This window comes from Chryseobacterium sp. (genome assembly GCF_019236175.1).
GTDB lineage: Bacteria > Bacteroidota > Bacteroidia > Flavobacteriales > Weeksellaceae > Chryseobacterium.
This window is the reverse complement of record NZ_JAFAJM010000005.1, coordinates 89925-109853: the sequence shown is the minus strand read 5'-3', so window position 1 is coordinate 109853 and position 19929 is coordinate 89925. Positions and strand designations below refer to the sequence as shown.

19 protein-coding genes are annotated in these 19929 nt (G+C 37.3%); 7 read left to right on the top strand and 12 right to left on the bottom strand.

What is annotated here, in order from left to right; translation table 11 throughout:
• Positions 1-20 precede the first annotated feature (20 nt).
• The 5 genes from JO178_RS04655 (at position 21) to JO178_RS04635 (ending at position 5187) form a co-directional block, all read left to right on the top strand.
• Entirely contained in the window at positions 21-587 is a 567-nt protein-coding gene (locus JO178_RS04655) for a YceI family protein (protein ID WP_291932408.1), read from the top strand.
• Positions 588-665: 78 nt separating this feature from the next.
• Positions 666-1295 (top strand): YceI family protein, encoded by a 630-nt coding sequence (locus tag JO178_RS04650; RefSeq protein ID WP_291932406.1) that lies wholly within the window; start codon positions 666-668, stop codon positions 1293-1295.
• Between the two features lie 193 nt (positions 1296-1488).
• Complete coding sequence (locus JO178_RS04645; RefSeq protein ID WP_291932403.1) at positions 1489-2136, top strand: alpha/beta hydrolase; 648 nt, start codon at positions 1489-1491, stop codon at positions 2134-2136.
• Between the two features lie 102 nt (positions 2137-2238).
• Positions 2239-3582 (top strand): ammonium transporter, encoded by a 1344-nt coding sequence (locus JO178_RS04640; RefSeq protein WP_291932400.1) that lies wholly within the window; start codon positions 2239-2241, stop codon positions 3580-3582.
• Positions 3583-3768: 186 nt separating this feature from the next.
• Positions 3769-5187, top strand: coding sequence for an L-serine ammonia-lyase (locus JO178_RS04635; protein WP_291932397.1), 1419 nt, complete (start codon positions 3769-3771; stop codon positions 5185-5187).
• 91 nt (positions 5188-5278) lie between these two features.
• On the opposite strand, the gene JO178_RS04630 is transcribed toward JO178_RS04635, so the two are convergent.
• From JO178_RS04630 to tsaE, 10 genes are all read right to left on the bottom strand, one after another.
• Complete coding sequence (locus JO178_RS04630; RefSeq protein WP_291932394.1) at positions 5279-6121, bottom strand: prephenate dehydrogenase; 843 nt, start codon at positions 6119-6121, stop codon at positions 5279-5281.
• A 327-nt stretch (positions 6122-6448) separates the two neighbouring features.
• Positions 6449-6865 carry a hypothetical protein gene (locus JO178_RS04625; protein WP_291932392.1) on the bottom strand — a complete coding sequence of 139 codons (417 nt, stop codon included), beginning with the start codon at positions 6863-6865 and terminating at the stop codon, positions 6449-6451.
• Complete coding sequence (locus tag JO178_RS04620; RefSeq protein WP_291932390.1) at positions 6865-7404, bottom strand: hypothetical protein; 540 nt, start codon at positions 7402-7404, stop codon at positions 6865-6867. Before JO178_RS04620 ends, JO178_RS04625 begins: the two co-directional genes overlap by 1 nt.
• Positions 7405-7885: 481 nt before the next feature.
• The gene (locus JO178_RS04615; RefSeq protein WP_291932386.1) at positions 7886-10177 is read right to left on the bottom strand and encodes a cation:proton antiporter; all 2292 of its coding nucleotides are present in this window, start codon (positions 10175-10177) and stop codon (positions 7886-7888) included.
• A gap of 212 nt (positions 10178-10389) precedes the next feature.
• A complete protein-coding gene (locus JO178_RS04610) occupies positions 10390-10662 on the bottom strand; it encodes a hypothetical protein (RefSeq protein WP_291932383.1) in 273 nt (90 codons plus the stop codon).
• Between the two features lie 108 nt (positions 10663-10770).
• Positions 10771-11481, bottom strand: a complete 711-nt coding sequence (locus JO178_RS04605) for a response regulator transcription factor (RefSeq protein WP_291932380.1) — start codon at positions 11479-11481, stop codon at positions 10771-10773.
• Positions 11456-12229, bottom strand: coding sequence for a histidine kinase (locus JO178_RS04600; protein ID WP_291932377.1), 774 nt, complete (start codon positions 12227-12229; stop codon positions 11456-11458). Before JO178_RS04600 ends, JO178_RS04605 begins: the two co-directional genes overlap by 26 nt.
• 20 nt (positions 12230-12249) lie before the next feature.
• Positions 12250-12621, bottom strand: coding sequence for a hypothetical protein (locus JO178_RS04595; protein WP_291932374.1), 372 nt, complete (start codon positions 12619-12621; stop codon positions 12250-12252).
• Positions 12621-13811 carry an alanine dehydrogenase gene (locus JO178_RS04590; RefSeq protein ID WP_291932371.1) on the bottom strand — a complete coding sequence of 397 codons (1191 nt, stop codon included), beginning with the start codon at positions 13809-13811 and terminating at the stop codon, positions 12621-12623. Before JO178_RS04590 ends, JO178_RS04595 begins: the two co-directional genes overlap by 1 nt.
• Before the next feature lie 69 nt (positions 13812-13880).
• Positions 13881-14288, bottom strand: a complete 408-nt coding sequence (gene tsaE / locus JO178_RS04585) for a tRNA (adenosine(37)-N6)-threonylcarbamoyltransferase complex ATPase subunit type 1 TsaE (RefSeq protein WP_291932368.1) — start codon at positions 14286-14288, stop codon at positions 13881-13883.
• Positions 14289-14539: 251 nt separating this feature from the next.
• On the opposite strand from tsaE, the gene dnaG reads away from it, so the two are divergent.
• Together dnaG and clpP are read left to right on the top strand one after the other, a co-directional pair.
• Positions 14540-16522: a DNA primase gene (gene dnaG, locus JO178_RS04580; protein ID WP_291932365.1), complete on the top strand. Its 1983-nt coding sequence runs from the start codon at positions 14540-14542 to the stop codon at positions 16520-16522.
• Positions 16523-16633: 111 nt separating this feature from the next.
• Positions 16634-17320, top strand: coding sequence for an ATP-dependent Clp endopeptidase proteolytic subunit ClpP (clpP, locus tag JO178_RS04575; protein ID WP_027373257.1), 687 nt, complete (start codon positions 16634-16636; stop codon positions 17318-17320).
• A 101-nt stretch (positions 17321-17421) separates the two neighbouring features.
• Here the strand turns inward: clpP and JO178_RS04570 are convergent, their stop codons facing one another.
• Positions 17422-18546 (bottom strand): T9SS type A sorting domain-containing protein, encoded by a 1125-nt coding sequence (locus JO178_RS04570; protein ID WP_291932362.1) that lies wholly within the window; start codon positions 18544-18546, stop codon positions 17422-17424.
• 7 nt (positions 18547-18553) lie between these two features.
• Positions 18554-19831: a T9SS type A sorting domain-containing protein gene (locus JO178_RS04565; protein WP_291932359.1), complete on the bottom strand. Its 1278-nt coding sequence runs from the start codon at positions 19829-19831 to the stop codon at positions 18554-18556.
• Between the last annotated feature and the right edge of the window lie 98 nt (positions 19832-19929).

Here is a 19929-nt window from a genome sequence, read left to right as displayed (position 1 = left end):
TAAGTAAATAACTTTATTCAATGAAAAAAATATTTTTATTAGCAGTGTTAGCTGGTGGTTTAGCTTTCGGACAGTCAAAGAAAGTAGTGGCGTCTGATGTTCACTGGTGGGGATATAAAGTAGCAAAATCTGAAGCAAGCTCTCATGACGGGACTGTGAAAGTAAAATCAGGTGATATGGTAATGAAAGGAAACCAATTAGTAGGCGGAAGCTTTGTATTGGATATGACTTCTATCAATTCTACTGACCTTTCAGGAGAATATCAGCAAAAATTAAACGGGCACCTTAAGAACGGAGACTTCTTTGAAGTTGAAAAATTCCCGACTGCAAGTTTCAAGATTACTTCTGTAAAGAAAAACAGCGATAAAATCTATAACTCATTAGTAACCGGTAATCTTACTGTAAAAGGTAAAACCAACCCGGTAACTTTCCCGGCAAAGATTTCTTACAGCAAAGGAGTGGTGAGCTTAGTATCAAACAAATTCTCTTTCGACAGACAGAAATTTGACGTAGCTTACAAATCTACTATGCAGGATGTTTTTGTGAAAGATGATATCGATATGCAGGTTAAGGTAACTGCTCAATAAATTAATCAAAAAAAGATTATTAAAAGTGTAGAAGTTCTACACTTTTTTTTATTTTTGTTGAATTGTAAATAAAAAAGAATGAAAAGATTACTATTGTTTGCTATGGTGTGCGCAAGCATATCATTTGTTTCTGCTCAAAAGAAATTTGATAAAGTTTCAAAAGTGACTTCATCAGAGATCAGATGGTGGGGCTATAAAGTTGTAAAAACAGAAGCTTCCTCCCACTCAGGGACTGTAAAGCTGAAAAGCGGAAAATTTAACTTTGATCATACGGTTTTGGTAGACGGAGAGTTTGTGATAGATATGAGAAGTATGATGGCAGGAGATGTTTCCGATGAAGATCAGATCAAGCTTACCAACGACCTGAAAAGCTCGAACTTTTTTGAAGTTAAAAAATTCCCGGTTGCCAAATTCCATTTGACGAAGATTATTCCTTTAGCAAACAACGAGTACAACTCTACGGTATACGGAGATGTTACTATTAAAGGGGTAAGAAAAACAATCTCTTTCCCTGCGAATGTATATGTTACTCAGTTCACAGTAGTGATTGAATCAGCTAAGTTTTCACTTAACAGAAAAGACTTTAAAGTATTCTATCAATCTTCCCTGAAAGATTATTTCATTAAAAACGAAATGGATATCCAGTTCAGAGTGTCCACAGAACAGCTGGATAACGAAAACAGAGTTCCTGTAAAGAAAAAGAAATAAGATTAAATATAACATTGATTTATAAAATGAGCGGTTTTTTGATAAACTGCTCATTTTTTTTGAAAAAGCTGTTAAATCAGGTCACGGGATCGAAAGCCGTGCCGTTCTTGTTAGAAAATAAGCCGGTTTCTTTGTGGTGAAGTTTGTGAAGGTTTGAACGTTTTTATTGCTGTATTTTTTATAAATTAGTCCTATGAAAATTTATATTGTAAGTGGCCTGGGAGCAGATTTTAAGGTGCTTGAAAGACTGGAGTTTCCCGAGAACTGTGAGCTGATTTTCATAGATTGGCTTATTCCTGAAAATAATGAATCCTTTGATCATTATGTCAAAAGAATGGCTGAAAAAGTAGATGATTCTGAACCGTTCTGTTTATTAGGATACTCTTTCGGAGGAATTATTGTGCAGGAAATTAATCAGCTGAAACCTGCCGAGAAAGTGGTGATTCTGGGAAGTATCAAATCAGATAAAGAAAAATCTAAATTTATCAAAACAGGAGAGGTTACTAAAATTCCTAGAATTCTTCCGGTAGGATTATTTAATGATAGGGCAACCCATGTTTATTCTGTCGTGAGAAAGCTTTTTGATCCAAGAAATCCGCGAATCTTACAATATTTCAAAGTACGTGATCCCTATTATCTGAAATGGTCCGTAGAAAAAGTGGCAGAATGGAAATTTGAAGAAAACCCCAATGTAATTCAGATTTTGGCAGATAAGGATATTGTTTTTCCAATTAAATATTCAAAACCTGATTATGTTATTAAAGGGGGATCTCATCTTTTTCCGGCTACCAAATATAAGGAGGTTTCTAAAATTTTAAAGGAGGTTTTTGCTGGTAAATGATATTTATTTTAAATTGACCCCTTTTTTTTTATGGGGTTTATTGTTTTTAAATAAGTTTATATTGGATTTATATTTAACTTTGATAGGGTAAATATAAATTTTATGAAAATAGGATTAAAATGGATTGTTTCGTTTTCAGTCATTACTTTAGTGGCGTTCGGAGGATTATTCTGGAATCCTGAAACGAGACTTCCTACGACCGGAAACTTTCTTACCGCAGATAAAATAGTAGGTGCCGATGTGGCCTGGATTCTCGCAGCAGCAGGTCTTGTTCTTCTGATGACACCCGGGCTTTCTTTTTTTTACGGCGGAATGGTGGGAAAGAAAAATGTGATCTCTACCATGTTGCAAAGTTTTATTGCACTAGGCGTCATCTCCATAGTATGGGTCGTTGTAGGATTCTCTCTGTCTTTTGGTGCATCTTTGGGGATCAGTATTCACGGAGAGCAGTATGGGATTATTGGAAATCCTTTTACTTATCCCTTTTTTAGCGGCGTGGAAAGTTTACCTCATAAACTGATGGCTCCTACCATTCCGTTCATTCTTTTTGCTTTGTTTCAGATGAAATTTGCTGTGATTACTCCAGCAATTATCACGGGTTCTTTTGCAGAGAGGGTGCGTTTTATTTCATACCTTTTATTCATCGTACTTTTCAGTATTTTTATCTATGCGCCGCTTTGTCATATGGTATGGCATCCGGACGGGCTTCTCAATAAATACTTTGGGGTAAAAGATTTTGCAGGAGGAACAGTAGTGCATATGAGTGCCGGCTTTGCTGCGCTTGCAGGAGCTTTAGTTTTAGGAAAGCGAAAGAATCCTCATCATCAGCCTTCCAATATAACCTATGTAATTTTGGGAACGGGAATGTTATGGTTTGGCTGGTTCGGATTCAATGCAGGCTCTGCACTTAGCGCTTCAGCATCAGCAGCAACAGCTTTTGGGACAACAACAATTGCTTCCGCTTCCGCCATGATGACATGGATCTTTTTCGAGAGGATTAACGGCAGGAGTGTATCAGCTTTAGGTGCCTGTATTGGTGCTGTGGTAGGATTGGTAGCCATTACTCCCGGATGTGGTTTCGTAAGTATTCAGGAAAGCCTTTTTATCGGATTTATTTCCGCCGTAGTTTCCAATCTACTGGTAAACTGGAAAACCATGAAAAAAATAGATGATACACTGGATGTTTTCGCCTGTCACGGTGTTGGAGGAATAATGGGAATGATTCTGACCGCTATATTTGCCCATGGAGAAAATGCCAGTTTACTTCATGGAGGAACAGAGGTTTTTCTTCATCATATGATGGCTTTGATTCTGGTTTCCGCCTTTACATTTTCGGGTTCATTCGTTTTATATAAAATAACGGATCTCCTCATCACATTACGGGTTTCGGAGGAATCTGAGAATAAAGGGCTTGATCTTTCGCAGCATGAAGAAAGTTTCAGTTGAGGAAAAACAATGCATAGAGTTGCCTGATTAAAACTAATGATGCTTCCGATTGAACATAGAGGATCAGATCCTCTTCAAAAATACTTACTTCATAGCGTATGAAAACTAAATAAATCTAAAGTTTTGCTATACTTTTATTAGGATTTATCATGTATCTTTGTTTTTGAGGAAAATGACGAATCATTTATGGAATCAATATCGGTTTTTGAAATTATTAAAGTTGGGATAGGTCCGTCCAGTTCGCATACGATGGGGCCATGGAATGCTGCATCTGCATTTATTAGGATTATTAAAAGAGAAAGGTCAATAGCTGAAGTTAAAGAAGTTTTTCTTGAATTTTTCGGTTCACTTGCTAAAACGGGGATCGGACACGGGACGGATATTGCGGGAATGCTGGGATTAAACGGGGAAGATTTTAAAACGATTAATACTTCTAAAATTGATGAGAAGATAGAACACATAAAAACGGCTCAGATCATTAATCTTGGCGGAGAAAAAGAAATTCCGTTTATCTACGGATATCATTTGGTTTTGAATATGCAGAAATCTCTTGATTTCCACCCTAATGGGATGATTTTCAGGGCGGTTTTTGAAGATGGAACAGAGCTTGTGCAGGATTTTTATTCTGTAGGCGGCGGCTTTATTGCCAGTCAGGAAAAAAACTCTATTGAAAAGCATTGTGTGCGTACCCTGTACCCTTGTCATAAAGCTTCCGATCTTGCAAAATATTGTCAGAAACTGGGCCTTAACAGAATCTCAGACCTTATTTTTATTAACGAAGAAAGCTGGAGAACTCAGGAAGAAACCAGAAAAGAGGCACTTTATATCTGGCAGCAGATCAAAGAATGTATTTATAAGGGAGTCAATAAAGAGGGAATTCTTCCCGGCGGGCTGAATGTTTCCCGAAGAGCAGCCGGAATCAACAGGAAGCTACTGGGAGATAAAATTTATAAAAATAAAGATGAATGGTTTCAGCAGGTAGTTGATGCTGAAGAAAATTTCACCAATATCAACAAATGGATTGCTTGTTTTGCACTGGCGGTAAATGAAGAAAACGCAAGCTTCGGAAGAATTATTACGGCACCTACCAATGGGGCAAGTGGTGTAATTCCGGCGGTGCTGATGTATTCTCAGGCTTTCACAGATTCAATCAGCGATGATGATATTATCCGTTTTCTTTTGGTTGCAGGAGAAATCGGTACTTTATTCAAAAAAAATGCAACCATTTCTGCAGCAATGGGAGGTTGTCAGGCAGAGATCGGTGTGTCATCGGCGATGGCTGCTGCAGGACTTACGGAGATCTTAGGAGGAAGCGTAGGTCAGGTGATGATGGCGGCAGAAATTGCCATGGAACATCATCTTGGATTAACCTGTGACCCGATCAAAGGGCTTGTGCAGATTCCGTGTATCGAAAGGAATACAATGGGAGCTATTAAAGCGATTACTGCGGCTAATATAGCGCTGGAAAGTGATCCGGCCAAGGCAAAAGTAAGCCTGGATGAAGTGATTCAGACCATGTGGGAAACAGCATTAGCTATGAGTGACCGTTTTAAGGAAACTTCTGAAGGAGGATTGGCCATTGCGGTAAATGTTCCGGAATGCTAGTTGAGCATACCTATTTAAAATATAAAAATCCTTAGATGCTGTCTAAGGATTTTTTATTCGGATTATTGCAGAACTATTACGAAGGGAAGTACTATCTTAAAATACCTCTGATTCTGTTTGCATTGGTGATCAGTTCTTCAAGGTATTCATAATTTTCCTTTTCCAGTGCGGATTTGAATTTCCTTAGTTGGGTAATATGTTCATTGAGGACATCCAGTACGTTTTCTTTATTCTGTTTAAAAATCGGGACCCACATTTCCGGATGAGATTTTGCCAAACGTACCGTACTGGAGAAACCGGAACTGGCAAGCTGGAAAATCGTTTCCTCTTCACGTTCTTTTTCCAGTACAGTATTAGCAAGAGCATATGAGGTAATATGGGAGATGTGAGAAATATAAGCGGTATGAATATCGTGATCTTCTGCGTTCATATAAATCATGTGCATATCCAGTGCATTGACTATCTGCTCAACAATACCCAAAGCGTCATCAGCGGATTCTTCCTTATTGCAGATCACCCCGGCCTTTCCTGAGAAACTCTCGGCGATGGCAGATTTCGGGCCGCTGTTTTCTGTACCCCACATCGGGTGGAAGGCTACAAATCTTGAACGTTTCGGGTGATCTTTCACAGCATTCACAATCCCTGCTTTGGTAGACCCGGCATCCATCACGGTCTGATGATCGGATACAAGATCTAAAACACCGGGTAATAATTTTCTGGCAGCATCTACCGGAATCGCTATAATGATCAGGTCAGCATTTTTTACTCCCTGTTCCAGATTGGCTTCAGCATCAATTATTTTCAGTTCCAGAGCTTCATTGATATGTTGCTGATCGTTATCAATTCCATAGATGAAGCTGGCAATCCCTTTTTCTCTTAATTTCAAAGCCATTGAACCTCCGATTAATCCTGCTCCTATAATACTTATTTTCATCTTTCTTAATATTTTAAAATAAAAAAACCTCGTCAAGGACGAGGTTTTAAGCTATGTTCATAAGAATCCCTATCCCAGATCTGAGTTAAAAATTCTATAATAATATGTTTCGTTGTTGAAATTCACAAGGCAAAGGTATAAAATATTTTTGAAGCTGGGGAAATTTCTTATAGAAATTATAGATTGATAAAATCTTAAATCTTTTACCTGTTTAATATGAATAGAAAAGTATTTTTATACTATCTGTTTTGGCTGAATCTTTACAAACATCAGATTAAGAGTGTGAAATTATTAAATGTAAATCCGGAAGAAGGTAGGTAAATACTATTAATTTTTGTCGTTCAGTTTTAGAAACCGGCGATAATAATCATCGAGATATAAAGAAAACTGCTCTTCAAAAGTCTGTTCTTCCCAGTCTTTGTTGATAATGACAGGGTTTTCTATGCGGAATAAGATTTCTTCACGTTCCTCAGGGGTCAGGTTTTCTGTTTTTTCCGGATCAGGTAAAGCCATACGGAAGGCCAGTACTTCGGCACCTTCTTCTTCCCACCATTCCATATTGAATTGGGAAATATCTTTTTGAGTGATATGATGTAATTCGGATTCCAGTTTATGATAAGCAGTGAGATCCCCATCCCCTGAAAGATCTGCGTATGCAGTATAATCAAGGATCAGTTTTAAAATCTTCGGATATCGGATTTCCGCTGTTTTTAAATCAGGTTCCAGGTCTGGTCTCAGATTCATTATATATTGGAATTTCGGATGATATTAATACGTTCTTCCACTTCTTTAATCTTATCGATCCAGTAGTTTATTCCTTCCTGATTGCTTACCGTTTGTTTAAAAGCTGTTCGGCTTACCGTCCATAATTCTGAGCCGTTCCTCTGGTATTCCAGTTCGCGTTCTTTTTTATTTTCAGGCTCGATCCTGTATCTCCAGAATACCAGTGAATGCATATATTCTGACCGTATTTTTTCGAGATAGGTAATAATAGCTTTGCGATCCTGGGGAATGTATCCCGGGCCGGAACATCCACAAGAATGGAAGGTAATTCCGACGGTATATAAATCTTTGATATGCGCCCATTTTTTGTGGTCGTTTTTGGCTGGTGATTCAAAATCCAGTCCCATATTAGCCATCAGGTTTCCACATTCGGGGCATTTGGCTTCCACAGAAGATATGGCGTCTCTGTCTACATCTTTCAGGACGCGGCGTTTAAAAGTTTTCTGGCAGTTAAAACAGGCATAATGACCTTTGTAAACCATCATGGCATATCGGCACATTGTATTGTATTTAAGTGGTTAGTTTTTTGGATTAAATGTGATCTGCAAAATTATGAATTTTTTGAAATATTTTACAGGAAGTTATTGGTTTTTAATTCTTAATAATCTTTTGTGTCATGGATTGTCTTCATTAAAGTTTAGCATTTTTTAATACATAAAATGATTACATATTAGGAGGTACTCAATTTACTAAAAAAAGTTTTTCGTTTTGATTTTACTGTTGTGTTTTGTGTAAATATTTAAAAATATGTTAAAATATATAGATTTAAGTGGTTTTTTCTGTGTTAAAAACTTTCATTTATAATGATAAGTGAAAATTGTATTTACGGTTATAATACGGATTATTTTTATGTGGAAAAAATTAAACCGGCAACATTGGGATGCTGCCGGTTTATATAGCCTATGTTATATAGAGATATCGCAACTTGGGATTTTAATAGCTCTGGTTTACTAGAACATAAACTGATAATGGACTGTGTGTCTAAGGGTTTGAAATAATTAAGGTTGAAGGAATATCTGACAACCAGAGACTTTTAGTATCAATCAGGTTTTTCCAGCTTTTACTGCTGATCAGCATCAGGTCCTGTGAATTAAGAAACTCCTTCTCAATTTTCTTTTCATTATACAGTGTGATGTGATTCGGAGCAACCTGTTCAATACTTCTGATCAGTTCTTTTACCTCAATATTATTACGGATCTGACCTGCTGCATCCAGAATGATTATCTGGGAATTATTATTGTTAATCAGTCTTTTGGCATATTCAAGAAGATAAAAGTCACTTAAATTAAAAATAGGAACAAATATTTTGTCTGCCGTATTAAAATCTTTATCCACCAGAACTCCAACAGGAATTGTAGCTTTATCCAGCACCTGAAGCGTCAGATCATCGAAAGGCGAAGTATTGAAAATATTTCCTTTTCCTTTAACTGTATTCAGTAGTTTTTCTGGATTAATGATTTTGGTCGTAAATCCAAGCAGTCTTCCAAGCAGGCTTCCTTCGTACATGGATTTTCCCAGCATAATCAGAAGGAGGTCATAATTTCCTTTATTGGTAATATGAGTAAGGTCGCTTTCAACATCAGTGGAAGCTTTGAAAAGAGTCGTCACTTCAAGTTCAAGCTCGTGGGAAGTTTCAATTACATTTTTGAATTGTTCCTTTTCAAAGTTTTCAATGTCAAAAGCATGCAGTTCATCCACAGGAGCAATGGTCATAGCCGTTACACTTTTGTTGCCATTCATTTTATGGGTGAAATTATCAGCAAGTCTCAAAAGTTTACTTCCTGACTTTGCGGTTTCAAAAGAAAGGAGAACGCGGTATTTTGCATCATGATCACCATGCTCATCTTCATCTTCTACCATAGATTTTTTTCCTTTAAAAAGGTAATTGATAAAGTCAAGACAAGGGCCGGTCATAAAGGTAGTGAATAAGGCCATAATCACAAGCATTGCAAAGAGCTCGGGACCTAAAACACCCAGGTCATACCCGATGTTAAGAACGATAAGCTCCGTAAGTCCTCTTGTATTCATTAAGGCGCCTATCGTGAGACTATCTTTCCAGCTTATTTTCAGGAATCTTGCAGTCAGTGCACTTCCTACAAATTTTCCGGTAACTGCGGTTAAAATAATCAGTCCCCCGATTTTCCAGAGATGTACATCATTCAGTAATCCGATCTGGGTTCTTAATCCGGTAAATACGAAGAACAGGGGAAGTAGTAAAACCAACGCCACATCTTCTACTTTTTCGATGAAAAGATTTCTGAATTTTACATTTTCCGGCATGATGGCTCCGGCCATAAAAGCTCCGAAAAGAGCGTGGATACCGATAACTTCCGTTGCATAGGAAGAGATAATTAATATCAGAAAGAAAATGGCGACCAATCCTTTATTGATAAATCCTTTTCCCTTTTGTAATTCTGCGATTCTGTTCAGAAAAGGTCTTACGGCTTTTATCATGATAAAAACATAAAGAATAGCCATTAAAATAACGAATACCGATCCTGAAAAAGATCCTGCTTTAACGACAGCAATTACGGCAGCTAGAATACACCATGCGGTAATATCATCAGCCGCCGCACAGGTAATAACAACGGTTCCGATTTTGGTTTTGTGAAGGTTCCGCTCCTGAACGATTCTTGCCAGAACAGGAAAAGCTGTAATACTCATGGCAATCGCGATAAACAGGGCAAACGAACTGAACTGGATTCCCTCCGGTGCGAATTCCTTATAAATGAAATAGGAGAGCCCGACTCCTAGTGCAAAAGGAATAATAATACTTGCATGGCTGATCACTACGGCATCGTGTGCTTTTTTTCTGAGAACGCTAAGATCCAGTTCCATTCCGACAATATACATGAAGAGAATAAGGCCGATCTGGCTTAAAAACTGTAAATTAGGTAATGATTCTTTCGGAAAAATAAACGCTGAAAGTTCCGGGAAATACAATCCGAAAAGGGAAGGCCCGAGAACAATACCTGCAATCATTTCACCAATTACGGAGGGTTGTTTCAGTTTGATACAAATCCATCCGAAGAGTTTCGCAACCAGAATAATCGTGACGATCTGAGCGAGAAGAAGTGCCAATGGATGGTGCAGATTGGTAAGAAATGAATCTGCGAAATTTTCCCACATGCTGGCTCCAGTATCTTTACTTGGAGTAATATTTTCTCCGATTTCAAGTGTTTTACCTTCAACAAAAAACCAGTACATAAGGCATGAGAAGAATGCAATTGTACTGATGTAAAAAATAATATTTTTATATTTCCCCAAATTCATGATTCCAATATTTTGATGCAAAGTTGATAAGAATATATTTATATTAAAATAGTCTTGTTTTTAAAATGTAATGAATGTTCTAAAAAATGTAATAAAAATCTATTTGAATGAATAGCCGATTCCTACTCCTATTTTCCATTTTCCATCCTGATCCGCCGTTTTGGTATTGTAATACACCGGAATCTGGAGAGCAATCTTTTTATAAATTATTGTCAGACCAGCTCCCAGACTAGGAGTGACGGGGCTGTTTTTGGTACTGATGACCGATCTTCTTTAATTCTGAGTGAAGGAAGCATTCCCAGTATAAATCTTATATTTTTACGGGTAAGGCTTATGTTGGGACCTGTAAAGTTGATAAAAGCACCATGATCCACATATCCGGCAACTGCTACTCCGTCGAAAAGATAGGCTTTGATCTTCGGATTTTCCTGAGAAAAGCATAAACCGGATATGAGAATTCCTGCAGCATACATAAAGTTTTTCATTATAAAATCAGTTAATTCACTGCAAAACTATGCGGATTGCAGGCTGAAAAAACAGAGTTGTAATGAAGGCTTGGTATTCTGTAATAAAACCGGAAAGTTTTGAAAAGTCTATTTTCCGAATAATTCCATTAAAGAGTTTTTGTAGGCTTCTCCGATCTGGAGTTTCAGAAAGGAGTGATCTTCCGTGGAAATAGTCGTGATGATTTCGTTGGTGGAAAATACTTTAATGGAAGCCAATGCAATGATTTCCTTTTTGTTGACCTGTGCAAAATCTTTAGCAGGAAGCATTTCCAGAAGGTTTTTGAAATTGAGATTTTTTAATACAATGGCTGTTCCGTCATTCAGAATAATATCTTTATCTCTGCTGTCGATCTCTGAAGTTTTAATATAAGCGATCTGATCTGTGAAAATAACGGTTTTCCCGATATTGGTATTCCATTCTATAAAGGATTTTTTAGGAGTGGTTTCTACCAGTTCTTTTGCTTTTTCGAAGGCCTGAATTAATCGTTCTTTTTTGATGGGTTTCCTTACATAATCCACTACATTAAGATCAAAAGCTTCAGCAGCGTATTCTTTATAGGCGGTGGTAAAGATTATTTTTTTAGAGTCTGAAATAAGTTCTGCCACCTGAAGCCCTGTCATTCCGGGCATTTCAATATCCAGAATACAGAGGTTACAGTCGATATTGTCTATTTCATTAAGAAAAATTTTAGGATCATTGAATGCTTTTACCACTTCTACCTGGTCAATTTGTTCACATAGAAGTTTTAAATAGCTGATCGCTAATAACTCATCATCCAGAATAACGCATTTTATCATAAAATTCTCTTAAGTTGATTTTTAATTCTGCAGTGAAGATCCCGTTTTTTGAACTTTTTTCCAGCTGATAGCAGGTACTGTAGATCATTTTAAGTCTTTGATCCAAAGACTGGCTTCCAAAACCGCTTTTTTCTTTTTCAAGAAGATTTTTTAAGGAAGATTTATTGCTGACCTTCATGGTGAAAACACCATTCTCAAGCTCCATAAAAATAGAAATAAAAGAATCCTGGGCTAGGAAATCAGTATGCTTAAATGCATTTTCAATAAGATCTACTGAAATGAGCGGAGCAAATACTTTTTCTTCGTATACGGAATCAGATTTATTGATTCTGGATTTGATTCTGAAATCGAAAAGAGGATTTATTTTAATCTTGTTGATCTCAATAAGGCTTAAAGCAAAATTCAGCTCTTCTTTCGGGCTGACATATTTATTGTTGCTTTCATATAAAATATAATCCAGGACATTGGCCAGTTTATCAAGAGACATATAAGTCTGATAAGCATGAGACTGTACTGAATTAAGAATGTTTTTGAATAAATGAGGATTCAGCTTAGTCCCGATATGTTCCAGCCGGACTTCATTGAGCCGTTGTTCAATGATTTTATTGGTTTCCGACAATTTGGTATTTCTATATTTCAGCTTCTGATGCTGGCTATAGAGGTAAATACTGGTGGTCAGAAAAAAGAAAATGGCAAAAACTCCAATGAATATCAGATAATCATGAATCATGTAGTAATTGCCTCCCATAATAGTAATTTATAATATAACTATTTAAGTTTTTTAAGACTTGTTACAGTCATTGTTTCTTCACACTTTTCAAAGGTGATCTCGTAGGCAGGATTTTTTTCAGGGTAAATGATAAGATAATCGGGACATGGTTTTTTCTGTGCATGGCTGCGGTCGAAATCTACCTTTCCGGTGGTAATGATGCTGTCTTTTATAAACTTTTCATCAATTTTGTAGGTATTCATTGCTGTTTTGGCTTCTTCAGAATATTTGAATTCTTTGGATAGCGTTTCAGCAATCACACGGCTGTTAGGTAAATAACCACTACAGCTGGCTCCTTTTTTATTTAGGATAAAAAATACGATCAACAGCCCCGGAATGAAGCCTATCGCATAAAATTTCAGTTTTTTCATTAGAAAATTAAAAGATTGATATCGTGGTACGTAAGTCCGAAACGGTCGCAGATAATCTTTTTGGTATGTCTTCCTTTATACATATACAAACTCTGCTTCATTTCATTTTTGCGGATCAGCATATTTTCAAAACCGCCTTCTTCATCATAATTCAGTATATAGGAAAGGAAGAAGTTAGAAATGGCTTTAGTCGTTGTTCTCGGCATTCTTGAGGTAAGGTTCGGAAGCCCGCAGTGAATAACTCCGTGTTTAATAACATAGGGGTCTTCCATAGTAGTCAGCTCAGAAGTTTCAATCACTTTACCGTTGTCTATCGTAATATCAATTATGACGCTGCCTTTTTTCATTTTCATAACCATATCTTCAGTAACGATAGGTGTCATATTTAATCTTGGAAGTGCCCCTATGACCACATCGGCCCGTCTTAAACTTTTGCTGAGTTCCTTAGGATCAATGATAGAAGTGGGAACACGGCTGTCAACCATTGTATGAAGTCTTCTTAACTTGGATAATGAATTGTCAAAAACCTTTACGCTGGCTCCCAAGCCAATTGCAGCTTTTGTGGCAAATTCGCCTACAATTCCGGCACCAAGGATCACTACTTCAGCAGGTCTTACACCTGTAATGCCACCAAGCATTAAGCCGTTGGATAAAGCCAGGAGTTCAGAAGCATATAAAATAGAAACCGTTCCTGCTATTTCACCGATGAGTCTTACCAGTGCCAGTTGCTTATATTCATCAACGATGAACTCAAAAGCTATAGCATTGATTTTTTTCTCTGCCAGTTTTAAGAAATATTCTTTATCCCTCAGATTGATTTGAAGTGCTGATACCAGATAAGTATTAGGCTTCATATACTCAATTTCATCTTCTGTGGGAGGGTTGATCTTTAAGATGAGGTCCTGTCCGAAAGCTTCTTTAGGATCACCGGTGATTTTCGCTCCGGACTCGGAATATTGTAAATCTGTAAAAAATGAACCTTCTCCGGCCCCTGATTCTATAATGATCTCATGACCATGTTCTACCAGCACCTGTACCGCGTCAGGAGTAATGCATGTTCTCCTTTCGTTCAGACAGGTTTCTTTAGGAATCCCAATACTGAATTGTTTTCCTTTTTTTATGACCTCCAATTTTTCCTCTTTCGGCATCAATTCTTCTTCTGTGAAAGGAGTAAAAATATTTGTACTCATCCTTAAATTAAATTATGTCTTACAGATTATATTTTTAATACTGAATTAAGAAGCAAAGATACATAATATTTACTCGAATGAAACCTCTCTGTTTTCACCGGTATTCATGATGCTCATTGTGTGGTAGTTGAGCCCGTAAAGCTCTTCTTCATATACTTCCGGCCATTCAATAATACATAGGAAAGAGTTGTCAAGATATTCTTCAATCCCGATATCATAGACTTCTCCGATGTTTTTTAAACGATAAAGATCAAAATGATATACTTTTCCTTTCGAAGTATTGTATTCGTTGACAATGGAGTAGGTAGGAGAGTTGACCTCATCCGTACTTCCAAGGTTTTTAAGTAAAAACTGGGTGAAAGTAGTCTTTCCGGCTCCGAGATTCCCCTTTAATAAAAGGATATGATGCTTTAATTCAGGAAGAATTGAGTCTACAACTTCCTGCCAGTCTTCGATTGTATGAATAGTGAATTGCATATACTGATTTGTGTACAAAAATAGTGAAATTTAGAGGAAAACGTAAGAGAGGAAAGAATAAAGAAATAAAGAAACAAGAGTCAAGAAATTAACGGGCAGAGATCATTGCCAGGAGCTCTCCTCGATAGAAACGGGCTTTAGCCCGTTCGAATAAATATTTTCTTTCCATTGGCTTTAGCCAAAACTCAGACTTCAAAACCTTCCTGCTTAAAACCTTCGGACATCTACATAAAAATACTTAATTTTACGGCATGATTTCTAAGCAGACCATAGATAAAATATTCTCCACGATCAGAGTAGAAGAGATTGTGGGTGAATATGTGCAGTTGAAAAGAGCAGGGTCTAATTACAAAGGACTCAGTCCCTTTCATGAGGAAAAGACGCCGAGTTTTGTAGTTTCTGCAAGCAAGCAGATTTGGAAGGATTTCTCTACCGGAAAAGGAGGAACTGCCATCTCATTTCTGATGGAAATTGAGAACTTTACCTATCCTGAAGCCCTTCGTCATGCAGCCAAAAAATACGGTATTGAAATTGAAGAAGATCAGCGTGAAATTTCTGAAGAGGCAAAAAATGCACAGACGGAAAAAGATTTACTCTATAAGATCCATGAAGTTGCCAATACTTATTTTCAGGAAATTCTCTGGGATGCAGAAGACGGGAGAAGTATAGGATTATCCTACTTTAAAGAAAGAGAACTTAAAGACGATATCATCAGAAAGTTCCAGCTGGGCTATTCTCCGGAAAAGAAAAATGCTTTTACGGCGTATGCCCTTGAGAAAGGCTATTCTAAAGAAATTCTTGAGAAATCCGGTCTCTCTATTTTTCCTGAAAACGCTCCGGGAGGAGTAGACCGATTTAGGGAAAGAGTTATTTTCCCGATTCACAGTTTCTCAGGAAGAGTACTGGGATTTGGAGCAAGGATTCTTAAAAGCAATGTTAAGACAGCTAAATATCTCAACTCACCGGAGACTGAAATTTACCATAAATCTAACGTTCTTTACGGGCTTAATCAGAGTAAACAGGCCATTTCAAGGAAGAATGCCTGTCTTTTGGTAGAAGGATATATGGATGTGATTTCACTCCATATGTCAGGAATAGAAAACGTAGTGGCAAGTTCAGGAACTTCACTGACAACAGAACAGATCAAACTGATCAAAAGGCTGACGGAAAATGTAACGATTCTTTTCGATGGTGATAATGCCGGAATTAAAGCCAGTTTCCGAAGCATTGATATGTTGCTGACAGAAGGTATGAACATTCGTGTTCTGCTTTTCCCCGATGGTGATGATCCGGATTCCTTTGCCAGAAAACATCCGCAGGAATATGTAGAAAAGTATATCGAAAACGAGGCGATGGATTTTATCGACTTTAAAGCAGAAATCCTTTTAAGAGATGTAGATAATGATCCCATCAAAAAAGCCGAAGCCATACGTGATATCGTAAAATCGGTTTCTTTTGTACAGAACGCCCTGAAAAGAGAGGTCTACCTGAAAGAAGTTTCTAATAAATTCGGGCTTTCCGAGCAGAGTCTTTTTAATGAACTTGACGTTCAGAAACAGATTACCCAAAATCAGACCCATCATGTTCAGCAGCAGAAGGAAAAAGTTGTTCCAAAGCTGGAGATTGTTCCGCCGGATCAGGAAAAGGAAGATCCGTTTTTATATGATGTTTTGTTTATGGAAAACAAACTTGTGGATCATATGCTGATGTTTGGAGATATTGTTCTGAAAAGAAAAACTGATCTTAATGAAGAATATCAGATAACGGTGATTGAAGAAATACTTCATCATTTTGAAGAAGAGCAGTATATTTTTTTAGTCAAAGAAAATGAGATTATTATCAATCAGGTGAGAGAAGGAATTCGAAAAGATGAGCTTAGAAGTGGGAACTTTTTTGTATCTTTTATGGATGAAGAAATTACAGCGAAGGTCGTAGATGCTCTGATTCCATTGGATGAACTTGAAAACTGGGCTTCCAGAAATATTTATCCTCCGAATTACGGAGATAAAGTGGCAGATCAGGTAAGAGGTGATGTTTTACTTCATAAATACAGGTATATTGATTATTTAATCAAGGAAACGGCAAAAGAGCTCGATCAGTACAGCAATACTGATGAAGTAAAGTATTACGAGCTGATCAAAAAGATTACCCTTCTGAAGCAGGCATCCATACGACTGAGCAATATTATTGAATATTCACCGATCAAAGGGATCTATGTGGATAGAAAAAGGTAGTTTACGGACAAAATTTTTTCTTTTCTATGACAAAAAGTCTTATAAAATTTTAGGAATAAATATTGTAATTTAAACTTCGAGAATATTTGTTAAATAATACATAATATAAATATGGACATTAAAAAGGAATTCAGAGACTTCTCTGTAAAACATTTAGGAAACAACGGTCTGGTTACCGATCAGTATATGGGAATGTATGGCCCGACGAATCTTACACCATACATCATGGAAGAAAGAAGATTAAACGTTGCTCAGATGGACGTATTCTCCCGTTTGATGATGGACAGAATTATCTTTTTGGGAACAGGAATTGACGATCAGGTAGCAAATATCGTTACAGCACAGCTTTTATTTCTTGAAAGTGCAGATCCGTCTAAAGATATTCAGATCTATATCAACTCTCCGGGTGGTAGTGTGTATGCAGGATTAGGAATTTATGACACAATGCAGATCATTAAGCCTGATGTAGCAACAATCTGTACAGGTATGGCCGCTTCTATGGGAGCTGTGTTACTGGTGGCCGGAGAAAAAGGAAAACGTTCTGCGCTTAAACACTCAAGAGTAATGATTCACCAGCCTTCAGGAGGTGCACAAGGGGTGGCTTCTGATATGGAAATCAACCTTAGAGAGATGTTGAAATTAAAGCAAGAGCTTTACGAAATTATCGGTCATCATTCAGGCCAAACTTATGAGTGGGTTGAGAAATCTTCTGACAGAGACTATTGGATGACTTCTGAAGAAGCTAAAGGCTACGGAATGGTAGATGAGGTTTTACAGAGATCAACTGAGAAAAAATAATTGATTTTTTAATTATAGAAAAGCGCACCTGGCCAGGTGCGCTTTTTTATGATGAGTACGTGGATAAACCAATTATGACTACTCGGATCTGAATACTATTATTATTTCTTGATTATTTTATGTACTGTAGATCTGTCGCCGGTTTTAATCTCCACAAAATAAACCCCGTAGCTTAAAGACCGAATATCAATCACACCTGCCTGGGAAGTCAGTACTTTCTGACCTGAAGCAGTATAAATATTTACTTCTTTGATTTTCTCATCCGTTTCAATGGTAATAAAATTACTTGCGGGGTTAGGATAAATACCGATTGTTTTCTTATGTACCGAAGAAACTCCCAGTGTTGTATGGGTAGCTTCTGTTGGAATGAATGGTCTTCTTTGTCCGAAACTTAATCCCAGCCATTGGTTGTTACTTAGCTGAATCTGCGAAAGATTGGCTTTAGCTTGCCAGCTTGAAAGGTCTTTTCCCTGGTATAATCTCCAGCTGCTGTTTCCGGAAGTATTTCCGGTAAAATTATTTAAAGATAAAGTTGAAATCTGGTCGCTCGCCGAAGTGAAATTAAAATACGGGGCCTGAGCGTTGATAAGCTGCAAAGCCTGTTCTGCCGTTATCGTTCCGTTGTACTGGATTCCAAAAACAAAAGAATTCGCATTTCCGTTTGACTGGTCTGTTCCGAAATCTACAACGACTAAACTTTTGTTGCTCCCCGTTCCGATCCAGTGAGTAATCTGGGAAGATGTATACCATTGGGAACTGTAAGCCGCAATAGGGGTGAAAGGAGCTTCTGCAGTAGGATTATTAAATCCATAGGTTGCACCATACCATTTTCCGTCTGAAATTGTTCCGGCATTTACCCATCCTCCTAGAGACCAGCTGCTGGTATCGTTACCGCTCCATAAACTCCACCAGTCCGGTGAGGATTGCGCTGAGTGATCATTGAAACTTATCATGTCAAGAAAGCCGTTGTTAAACGTTAAATTATAATCAAAAGCAGGTTCCGCACTTTTTATCATCTGAAGCATTTGAGGTCCCGTTAGGTTTTGTCCCGGATTAAATCGTATGCCCCATGCATAAGATCTGTCATTAGTTCCGTCTTTAAAGTCTGCTACAAAATAAGCAGTCTGTGATCCTGTTCCTACGAAAAACTTTACATCATTAGCCGTGAATTGTGCCAAACAAAGTCCGGTGATAAGGCTCAATATGAGACTTAATATTTTTTGCATGAGACAATTATTTAATGATTAATTTTTGAGTGGAATGGGTATTATTATCGGCAATCTTTACCATATAAACCCCTTTAGAAAGCATGCTTACATCCACTCCGTTTTGAGTATATACCGTATTGAGAATAATTCTTCCGTTAGCATCGTATACCTGAATATTTCCTGTCTTTAAGCCCTGCACAAAGAATCTTTCACTTACCGGATTCGGATATAGTGATAGTGAAGATGATGCTTTTGTTTTTTCATTTGTTGAAAGAGTTGCATTACTATAAGCAATGATCTGATTAGGTAACATGCTCACCGTAAAAGTATTCTGTAAAGCGCCCTGTAAATTATAAGTGTAAATTTTTCCCGGTGCAATATATCCTTTAGGGTCAGCTACATAGATTGTATTGTTGACAATATTAAAACCATAGGCAGTCGCATAACTTGTTACAGTAATAGGAGCTGTTGCAATTGGAGTTGTTGAAAAAGACGGATTCGCAATAGGTGTTTTGTAAATAGAAGCGTCCTTCATATAGTATATATTCGTCCCGTCTGTATCCATATAAGCCGGCTTTGTTCCCGCAGGAAATGGAGTACTGGAAATCGTGTTTTGAGTCGTTGTATTGTAAATCGTAAAAGTTCCGAATGAATTTGAAATATAAGGATTTCCGGAGCTCATGATATAAAGAAGATTATCTTTTTCAAAAATACTATGTGGAAAATCTCCAACGTTGATCTCGGATTCAACAGTATTGGTAGATGTGTTGATCACATCCATAAACTGGTTGATACCAAAACCTCCTTTTAACAAAACATATAATTTATTGCCTTTACTGTAAATTTTTTCGGGACCTGCTCCTACCTGGATATTGGTTTCATGGGCAAAAGTATTTAGATCATAAACTGCTACATAATCATTTACCGAACCGGACCCTCCCCAATTGGTTACATAGAATTTGTTTCCGCTAAAAGCAATATATCTTGGGTTGTCCAGATTTGCTGAAATTGTGGTAATCAGAGAAAAATCAGACTTGTTGATGACCTTGATCTGGTTAGAAATATTTAAAACCACAAAAATCTTATCGCCGAAAATTTTAATGTCTTGTGCAGTATCTCCCAACACAGCATTGTTGTTATTGATTTTAAAATAGTTGTTGGTGACAACCGATTGACTGGAGATTAGTGAGATCTCAGCATTGTTGCTTCCGGCACCGCCTTCATTGAGTACCAATACTCCTTCAGTTTGAGCATTTGCAAAAGAGATGACAAATGCAAGAATAAGAAAATAGATTTTCTTCATGATATAATTAAATTAAAGTTTTTTCCCGAACTTCACTGCAGGCCAAAACATTCATGAAAAAATCTGTTTAGATTTTTATTTCATAAACTTTTATTCCC

Excerpts from the sequence above, each read along its gene's own strand:
- JO178_RS04570 (WP_291932362.1), bottom strand. The coding sequence starts at position 18,546 with ATGCAAAAAATATTAAGTCTCATATTGAGCCTTATCACCGGACTTTGT.
- tsaE (WP_291932368.1), bottom strand. The coding sequence starts at position 14,288 with ATGCAATTCACTATTCATACAATCGAAGACTGGCAGGAAGTTGTAGAC.
- JO178_RS04640 (WP_291932400.1), top strand. The coding sequence starts at position 2,239 with ATGAAAATAGGATTAAAATGGATTGTTTCGTTTTCAGTCATTACTTTA.
- JO178_RS04625 (WP_291932392.1), bottom strand. The coding sequence starts at position 6,865 with ATGAATCTGAGACCAGACCTGGAACCTGATTTAAAAACAGCGGAAATC.
- JO178_RS04630 (WP_291932394.1), bottom strand. The coding sequence starts at position 6,121 with ATGAAAATAAGTATTATAGGAGCAGGATTAATCGGAGGTTCAATGGCT.
- JO178_RS04605 (WP_291932380.1), bottom strand. The coding sequence starts at position 11,481 with ATGATAAAATGCGTTATTCTGGATGATGAGTTATTAGCGATCAGCTAT.
- JO178_RS04610 (WP_291932383.1), bottom strand. The coding sequence starts at position 10,662 with ATGAAAAACTTTATGTATGCTGCAGGAATTCTCATATCCGGTTTATGC.
- JO178_RS04645 (WP_291932403.1), top strand. The coding sequence starts at position 1,489 with ATGAAAATTTATATTGTAAGTGGCCTGGGAGCAGATTTTAAGGTGCTT.
- JO178_RS04595 (WP_291932374.1), bottom strand. The coding sequence starts at position 12,621 with ATGAAAAAACTGAAATTTTATGCGATAGGCTTCATTCCGGGGCTGTTG.
- JO178_RS04615 (WP_291932386.1), bottom strand. The coding sequence starts at position 10,177 with ATGAATTTGGGGAAATATAAAAATATTATTTTTTACATCAGTACAATT.
- JO178_RS04620 (WP_291932390.1), bottom strand. The coding sequence starts at position 7,404 with ATGTGCCGATATGCCATGATGGTTTACAAAGGTCATTATGCCTGTTTT.
- JO178_RS04655 (WP_291932408.1), top strand. The coding sequence starts at position 21 with ATGAAAAAAATATTTTTATTAGCAGTGTTAGCTGGTGGTTTAGCTTTC.
- JO178_RS04590 (WP_291932371.1), bottom strand. The coding sequence starts at position 13,811 with ATGAGTACAAATATTTTTACTCCTTTCACAGAAGAAGAATTGATGCCG.
- JO178_RS04650 (WP_291932406.1), top strand. The coding sequence starts at position 666 with ATGAAAAGATTACTATTGTTTGCTATGGTGTGCGCAAGCATATCATTT.
- JO178_RS04600 (WP_291932377.1), bottom strand. The coding sequence starts at position 12,229 with ATGGGAGGCAATTACTACATGATTCATGATTATCTGATATTCATTGGA.
- JO178_RS04565 (WP_291932359.1), bottom strand. The coding sequence starts at position 19,831 with ATGAAGAAAATCTATTTTCTTATTCTTGCATTTGTCATCTCTTTTGCA.
- JO178_RS04635 (WP_291932397.1), top strand. The coding sequence starts at position 3,769 with ATGGAATCAATATCGGTTTTTGAAATTATTAAAGTTGGGATAGGTCCG.
- dnaG (WP_291932365.1), top strand. The coding sequence starts at position 14,540 with ATGATTTCTAAGCAGACCATAGATAAAATATTCTCCACGATCAGAGTA.
- clpP (WP_027373257.1), top strand. The coding sequence starts at position 16,634 with ATGGACATTAAAAAGGAATTCAGAGACTTCTCTGTAAAACATTTAGGA.